This is a genomic window from uncultured Nevskia sp. (assembly GCF_903885465.1).
Classification (GTDB): domain Bacteria; phylum Pseudomonadota; class Gammaproteobacteria; order Nevskiales; family Nevskiaceae; genus Nevskia.
In genome coordinates, this window is record NZ_CAISIQ010000432.1 from 1 (window position 1) to 6,583 (window position 6,583).

The window sequence follows — 6,583 nt, forward strand, 5'->3', positions numbered from 1 at the left end:
GGCGCGGCCATCCAGCAGTTGCCGGAACTGCACGAGGTATTCGGCAGTGCTGATTTCGCGCACGCGCCAGACCTTGTCGAGCAGCTCGACACTGGCGTCGATGCGCGCCGAAGACAGTCCGTTCCAGCGCATCCATGCCGTGTGGGTGCGGCCGTACTGAGTCGCCGCTGCCTTCATGCGGGCGACGGCAAGCCGATAGCTGGCATCGGATTCGATGCCCGCCGCCGACGCACGAGCGTCAGCGGCGGCGACCTGCGCCTTGAAGTTGTTCCGAAGAAACAACGGAATCGTCAGCTCCAGGCCGACCAGCGAGCCCCCAGCGCCACCGCCCCGGTTTTCCTGAAAGCCGCCACGAACACCCACCGTGGGATCGCTCCGGGTTTCGCTGCGCGCGATGGCAATTTCGGCGCGTGCGGCTTCTGTCTTTGCGAGAGCTGCGCGAACGCCGGGAAGCGCGGCGGCCAGGGCGTTGTAATCCGCATTCAGAAGCCCGGACTCCGGCAGCTGATCCGGCAGCGGCGGCGGCGGGTAGCCGGGATGGCGGGTCGCAGCATCCAGCGCTTGTTGGGCTTTCAGCAGATTCAGTTCGACGCGGCCGGTCACCGCAATCGCTTCCGCTCGCGCCAGGGCGGCGAGAGCGCGATCCAGCACGCCGATATCGCCGGCCTGGTACTGGCGATCCGCGACTTCGGCAAATCGCTCCAGCAATTCCAGCCGCTGTTCAGCCAGCGATGAAGCCGCGATCTGGCCGTAAAGGTCGGCAAGGGCCTTCAGCACATCGGTCGCAATCCGCTGCCGTTGCTCGGTGCGCTCGGCGACTGCGATGGCCAGTTCCGCCTGACCGCTGGCTCGACGTGCCTCGCGCTTGCCAGACAGATCGAAGGTCTGACTGAGGCTGGCTTCGAGCGACTGGCTCTGGCCGTGCTCGCTGCCGACCCCGAGTTCGGGGTTGTAGACCGGCCGCGACAGATTCTCGGCTTGTGCTTCGGCGGCCGCGACGCGGGCATCAGCGGCCTTGAGGTCGGGATGCGCCTGCAACACGTCCGCGAGGTATGACCGAAGGTCGGTCGAGACAGCTTCCCCGCCAAAACCTGGCAAGGCAGCCATCAGCAGCGCGCCGGCCGCAAGATGGCCGAGGCGCTTGAGTAACAGAAGCATGAGTGATCTCCACAGATGAACTCAGCGGACGCGCGAGGCGACCGCAGGAAGAAGCGTCAGCGGGAGGTCAGGCTTGTGGTGGCGGTGTCAGCGGCGGAGCGGCACGCGTATGCGGTAGGGCTACCGCTTCGGGGTCGAAACGCTCGTTCTCGTGAGCGCAGATCACGAATTGCTCGCTACACAGGCCCTGAGAATGCGAGCCGCCATGGCAGCAGTGGTCACATTGCTTTTCGAGTTGGCCCGACTGATCGGCGATTTCCTTCGCCAGTTCGAATGAACTGTCGTGATCCGGCGGCGATCGCTCGATGTGATACGCATACGAAATCCCGCTCCAGGCGATCAGCATCGCCAGCAGCAAGACTTTCCAGTTTTTGAGAACGGATCTCACTTGGTTAGGGTATCACGCGAAAACTCGATGACCGCTATTAGAAACTTTATAGTAGCTTTAAGGTCAAGCCCTTTCGGAGTACCTCATGACCAACCGCTATCGAATCGGCGATCTGGCCACCCGGCTGGCAGTGCCGACTCAGACAATCCGCTACTACGAGCACGAGGGCCTGTTACCCAAGCCGGCGCGCACCGAAGGTAATTACCGGGTCTACGGCATTGCCGAACGTGAGCGCCTCACGTTTATCCTGCACTGCCGGGCGCTCGACATGACGCTGGACGAAATCCGCCATCTGCTGCGGTTGCGGGATGTACCAGGACAAGGCTGCGCCGAGGTCAACTCGGTGCTTGATGCGCATATCGGCCATGTTGCCGAGCGCATCCGGCTGCTGAATGACCTTCAGTTGCAACTCAAGGATCTGCGTGCACGCTGCGAGTCCCCGAGCACCTCGAAGGACTGCGGCATCCTGCAAGGGCTTGCATCGTTTCCGACAGCACAAGACGGCGGTGCCAGTCGAGCCGGGGTGCACGGGCGACGTGCACAGGAGTGATGGGGAATTGACCTGGATTGCCACCCTGGGCCTGTTCGTTGTGACCGCGTTGGCAGAGATTGTCGGCTGTTATCTCGTGCTGATCTGGGTAAAGCGGGACGGGCCTCTGCTGGCCTTGGCCGGATCGGCCTGCAGTCTGATGCTGTTTGCCTGGTTGCTGACGAGGCATCCCGCAGAATCAGGTCGGGTATACGCAGCCTACGGCGGGGTCTACACCTGCACGGCGCTCGCTTGGTTATGGCTGGTGGATCGGGTGACCCCGAGCGCGCTCGACTGGGCCGGGGTGAGTACCATCGCCCTCGGATGCGGGATTCTGGTGGTCTCGTCATTCCGCTGAACCGGCTGCTCAGCCAGTTTTGACCTCGTCGGCAAGCACTCGGAGAAGCGCCGCCGCCTTCGGCGATTGGCTGGGTGCACACGCGAGGGCTAAATGCGTCTAGGCCATTGAGGTCGAGAAAGTCGTAGAGCGACAGCTCCACCTCAAGCCGCCGCGAGCACTTCGATGATCGGGCAGGCATCTCCGCCATCACCAGCATCGCACTGCCGAATCAGACCAGTCAGCGCTTCGTGTATTACCGCCAAATTGGCCATGCGCTGTTCGATGAGTGCCCGCTTCCGCACAGCCAGTTCACGCGTATTCGCGCACAGGCAGGCGTTTTCCAGTTCGAGCAGGCTGCCGATCTCGGAGAGTGTGAAACCAAGCCCCTGCGCCCGCTTGATGAAGCGAAGCCGTTGGGCTTGCTTATGGGTATATCGTCGATAACCGTCAGAGGGCTTCGTCGGCTCGTCGAGTAGACCCATCCGCTGGTAATACCGCACCGTCTCGATGTTCACGCCAGCCGCTTCGGCGAGCTTGCCAATCGTCAGTCCTGTCGCCATCGCCCGGTCCTTGACTCCGTACCTTGGTACGGGGTTTAGAGTAACACCTCGATATGCGGATCAAGGATGCGACGGATGCAACTCACTGGGAAAACCTCGCTGCTCGCCGGTGTCGCTGCCGCCATCGGCGCATCGGTGTGCTGTGTGGGACCGCTGGTACTGCTGGTCCTCGGTATCAGCGGATCGTGGATCAGCAATCTGACGGCGATGGAGCCGTACCGCCCTATCTTCATCGGTCTGACGCTGTTGTTTCTCGGCCTCGCATTCCGTCAGCTCTACCTGGTGCCGCAGGTGTGCGCCCCGGGTACGCCATGCGCGGACCCGACCACCATCAAGCGTCAGCGCCTGATCTTCTGGATCGTCGGCGTCCTGTTGCTCGGCTTGCTCGCGGTACCCCTGCTGGCACCGCTGTTCTACTGAAACGGAGATCTCCCATGCGCAACCCTTTCTTGACGTTGCTGGCCCTCACGGTGCTGCCGCTGGCCGCCTCCGCGATGGCCCCGCAGACGGTCACGCTCGATGTTCAGAACATGACTTGCGCGGTGTGCTCGATCACCGTCAAGAAGTCGCTTCAAAGCGTCTCGGGCGTGAGCGAGGTGAGCATCGACTTCGCGAAGAAGACAGCGCGCGTCACCTACGACGCGGACAAGGCGAAGTCTTCCGACCTGACAACCGCGACGACGAACGCTGGATATCCGTCGACGGTGCAGAAGTGACGCTGGCCGTGAGCATCATCGTGCTTGACTCAGTTATTACCTGTCCGCGATGCAGCGGCTCGAAATCCGAGACCATGCCGGCGGATGCCTGCCAGTTCTTCTACGAGTGCAGCCACTGCAGGACGCTCCTCCGGCCGAACCCCGGTGACTGTTGTGTGTTCTGCTCCTTCGGCTCGGTGAAATGCCCTCCGATTCAGCAGCAGAGTCGATGCTGTGGCTGAGTCCGAAACTCTGTTCCACCGCGTCGCGATCTTCGAAGACTGTTTGCCTGTTGTGGAACACAACCGATCTGATGATTTAGACAAAATGTTCCAAACCCTTAACTTGGCGGTCAAGAAAAATACAAAACAATGATTTTTGAGGGATATTTTTAGTTCGCTTCTTTGGTCCCTGGAACAATTTGTCAGCCAAGGGCCGAATCAAATGAAAAATCGAGTTCAGGGACTGGCACTTCGGCAGCTTCCGATGGTCGCGCCGAGCGAAAAAGCTGTCGGGTGTGGAGGTCCGTTACTCGATCGGCAGGTGTCTGCGATCTGAGTGCTTCAAACCTTGCGCCGACTGCGCCCGGTTTCGACAAGGTCCGACGCCTTGCTGGTCAGCACGTCCCCGACATCCGAATAGCGAACGACGCTCTTGGTCAGCCGGTGACCGGTCATCGCCATCGTCTGCGCGAGGGGAACGTCGTTCAGCCCCGCTTCTGTGACAAAGCCTCGGCGCAAGCTATGGCCTGCGAAATCACCCGGCAAACCCGCCTGATTTGCTCGCCGCTGAACAATTGCTGCGATCGCGTGCGGTGAGAGCGCGGCGCCAACGGTTTTCCCCCAAAGTCGCCGGAACAAGGGTCCCTCGGTAATGCCGGCCGCTTTGAGCCACTCCCGAAGTGCGGTGGCCGTTTCTCCCTTGATTGGCTTGGGGCCAGTGTCGTCGGTCTTCGAACTGCGCATGCGGAAGACAGCTTGATCGACCCCGATCCATTCAAGATCGCGGACCTCGGCGCGGGCGATCTCGGATCGACGGCGGCCACCGCTGGCCCACCCGAAGAGCAGGATCGCGCGGTCCCGACGACCTTCGAGCGACTCGTCACAGGTCTGCAGCATCAGGTCGAGCGATTCGACGGTAGCAGCAGTTTTCGACTTCGGCCCCTCACCAATTTCGCGCGCCAGCTTGCGGCAGTCGGAGAGCAGGCGGCGAATGCTGGCGTCTCGGCACGGGCTTTCGAAGCCTTTCTCCTGATGTGCCCACGACAGGATGGCCAGCCGCTGATCAATGGTGGTCATGCGGTGGCGGCCTGACTCGTTTTTGTAACCCGCATTGATCAAAGCGTCGTCGACTGACTTCGGCATCCGGAAGTGCAGGACCAGCTTCGAGTGGCCATCACCCGTCGCAACGCGCTCGGGGTGTCCGAAATGGTCCACCACGAATAGCTGGACATGAGATACCGGGACAGGAAGGGAAAGGGGCTCGCCCAGCCGCATCTGCATCCAAGCGGCAATGTAGCGGAGCGCCTTCTGATAGGCCGACCAGGTTGCAGTGGGCGTGGCTGCAAGCCGGATTGCGAGCAGCGATTGCTCGACCTGTTGCTGCACGGCATCGAGATCAACGGGCGTTTGAACGGGCGCAATCGCGGCAACAGCATCGGATACGGCCGTTAAAGATGATGATTTCATATAACGTATTCTGTACTATTCATTACGATATAAATCTATACCTACGATAACGAACCCTTAACGTAGGTATAAGCCATATCCATGCAATTTAGAATCACGGCACTACTTGAGAGGATATTAGGATGCGAACCGGCGTCACTTTGATCGACATCACGCGCGCTGCCGATCAGCTGCTGGCCGAGGGAGAAAGACCCACCGTCGAGGGCGTCCGCAAAGTGCTGGGCACCGGGTCACCCGGCACCGTCAATACCTTGCTGAAGGAGTATTACCAAGCCTTGCCGGCACGGCTGAACCTTCCGGCGCCGATCGCCACGGCTGCCGCCGAGTTGTATGAAAAGGTTCGTTCGACCGCGATGGAGGAGGTCAACCAAGCGCGCACCGAGCTTGAGCGTCAGCATGTGTCACAGCAGGAGGCGCTTGCGGCCGACAAGCAGGGCTTTGAAACAGAAAAAGCCTCATTAAAATCGCAAGTTACGTCGCTTACGTCAGAAGCGAAGGGCCTCCAAGAGCAACTCGGCCAGGCAGCAGAAAGACAGCGGACAATGGAAGAAGCGCTATCCGATCAGACGGTACGCGCCAGCGCTGCCGACGCCAGGGCCTCCGCCGCAACTGAAGAGCGTGAGCGCGCGGAGCAGCGTTACATCTCCGAACTGCAGCATGTTCGTGAGCAGGCTGCCGGGAATGAACGCCACCTGTTATCGCGCATTGAAGAAGCTCAGGATCAGCTCAAGCGGCTGAAAGTCGAGCGTGAACGAGAGGTGGCCGCGTCAGCGAAGCGTATCGGAACGCTTGAATCCGCTGCTTTTGAAGCCGCCAAGGAGCTGTCTGGGCTTCGCACCGAGATCGCCACAGCCCAACGAGAGGCGGCTGGGCTGCGGGAAGCAGCGGCTTCAGCTGAGGCTGCTGCACTCCGAGACCGTGAAAGCCTGGTGAAGGATTTGCAAGCCACTGAGGAAGGACGGGATAGAGCCCTTGCGGAGGGTTTTCGCCTTCGTAGCGAGCTGGACAAAGCGGTTATCGATCGAAACGAAGCCATCCGCGAGGCGGGTCGACACGAAGGTCGAGCGGCTGCGTTTCAAGGGCAGCTGGAAGAACTATCCCGAAAGTACGCCGAGCTGGCTTCGACTTTGGCTGCGGCTCAGAGGCCAGCGCTCCCCAGTCAGCCGGAGTTTTTCACGCAAGAGGGGCCGATTTCACCATGAAGTGAGCGGTGCGAAAACTCTAA

The 6,583-nt window shown here is 60.8% G+C and carries 10 protein-coding genes; 6 read left to right on the top strand and 4 right to left on the bottom strand.

Annotated elements, in window-relative coordinates:
• The coding region (locus QZY06_RS16735) for a TolC family protein (protein ID WP_295686197.1) at positions 1-1,158 on the bottom strand (1,158 nt) is incomplete at its 3' end.
• A gap of 67 nt (positions 1,159-1,225) precedes the next feature.
• Positions 1,226-1,516 (bottom strand): hypothetical protein, encoded by a 291-nt coding sequence (locus QZY06_RS16740; RefSeq protein ID WP_295686198.1) that lies wholly within the window; start codon positions 1,514-1,516, stop codon positions 1,226-1,228.
• Positions 1,517-1,631: 115 nt separating this feature from the next.
• Here QZY06_RS16740 and cadR point away from each other — a divergent pair, with 115 nt between their 5' ends.
• Together cadR and QZY06_RS16750 are read left to right on the top strand one after the other, a co-directional pair.
• The gene (gene cadR, locus QZY06_RS16745) at positions 1,632-2,096 is read left to right on the top strand and encodes a Cd(II)/Pb(II)-responsive transcriptional regulator (RefSeq protein ID WP_295686199.1); all 465 of its coding nucleotides are present in this window, start codon (positions 1,632-1,634) and stop codon (positions 2,094-2,096) included.
• A 7-nt stretch (positions 2,097-2,103) separates the two neighbouring features.
• Positions 2,104-2,433, top strand: coding sequence for a YnfA family protein (locus QZY06_RS16750; RefSeq protein WP_295686200.1), 330 nt, complete (start codon positions 2,104-2,106; stop codon positions 2,431-2,433).
• 143 nt (positions 2,434-2,576) lie between these two features.
• Here QZY06_RS16750 and merR read toward each other — a convergent pair whose 3' ends face one another.
• On the bottom strand, positions 2,577-2,975 hold the full coding sequence (merR, locus tag QZY06_RS16755; protein WP_295686201.1) for an Hg(II)-responsive transcriptional regulator: 399 nt from the start codon (positions 2,973-2,975) through the stop codon (positions 2,577-2,579).
• Between the two features lie 75 nt (positions 2,976-3,050).
• On the opposite strand from merR, the gene QZY06_RS16760 reads away from it, so the two are divergent.
• Genes QZY06_RS16760 through QZY06_RS16770 form a run of 3 tightly spaced genes read left to right on the top strand, consistent with a single transcriptional unit; the run spans position 3,051 to position 3,912 of the window.
• Positions 3,051-3,395 carry a mercuric transporter MerT family protein gene (locus QZY06_RS16760; RefSeq protein ID WP_295686202.1) on the top strand — a complete coding sequence of 115 codons (345 nt, stop codon included), beginning with the start codon at positions 3,051-3,053 and terminating at the stop codon, positions 3,393-3,395.
• A 14-nt stretch (positions 3,396-3,409) separates the two neighbouring features.
• Positions 3,410-3,691 (top strand): mercury resistance system periplasmic binding protein MerP, encoded by a 282-nt coding sequence (merP, locus tag QZY06_RS16765; RefSeq protein WP_295686203.1) that lies wholly within the window; start codon positions 3,410-3,412, stop codon positions 3,689-3,691.
• A gap of 8 nt (positions 3,692-3,699) precedes the next feature.
• Positions 3,700-3,912, top strand: a complete 213-nt coding sequence (locus tag QZY06_RS16770) for a GDCCVxC domain-containing (seleno)protein (protein WP_295686204.1) — start codon at positions 3,700-3,702, stop codon at positions 3,910-3,912.
• A 321-nt stretch (positions 3,913-4,233) separates the two neighbouring features.
• On the opposite strand, the gene QZY06_RS16775 is transcribed toward QZY06_RS16770, so the two are convergent.
• Positions 4,234-5,358: a site-specific integrase gene (locus QZY06_RS16775; RefSeq protein ID WP_295686205.1), complete on the bottom strand. Its 1,125-nt coding sequence runs from the start codon at positions 5,356-5,358 to the stop codon at positions 4,234-4,236.
• 122 nt (positions 5,359-5,480) lie between these two features.
• Here QZY06_RS16775 and QZY06_RS16780 point away from each other — a divergent pair, with 122 nt between their 5' ends.
• Positions 5,481-6,560, top strand: a complete 1,080-nt coding sequence (locus QZY06_RS16780; protein WP_295686206.1) for a DNA-binding protein — start codon at positions 5,481-5,483, stop codon at positions 6,558-6,560.
• Positions 6,561-6,583 lie beyond the last annotated feature (23 nt).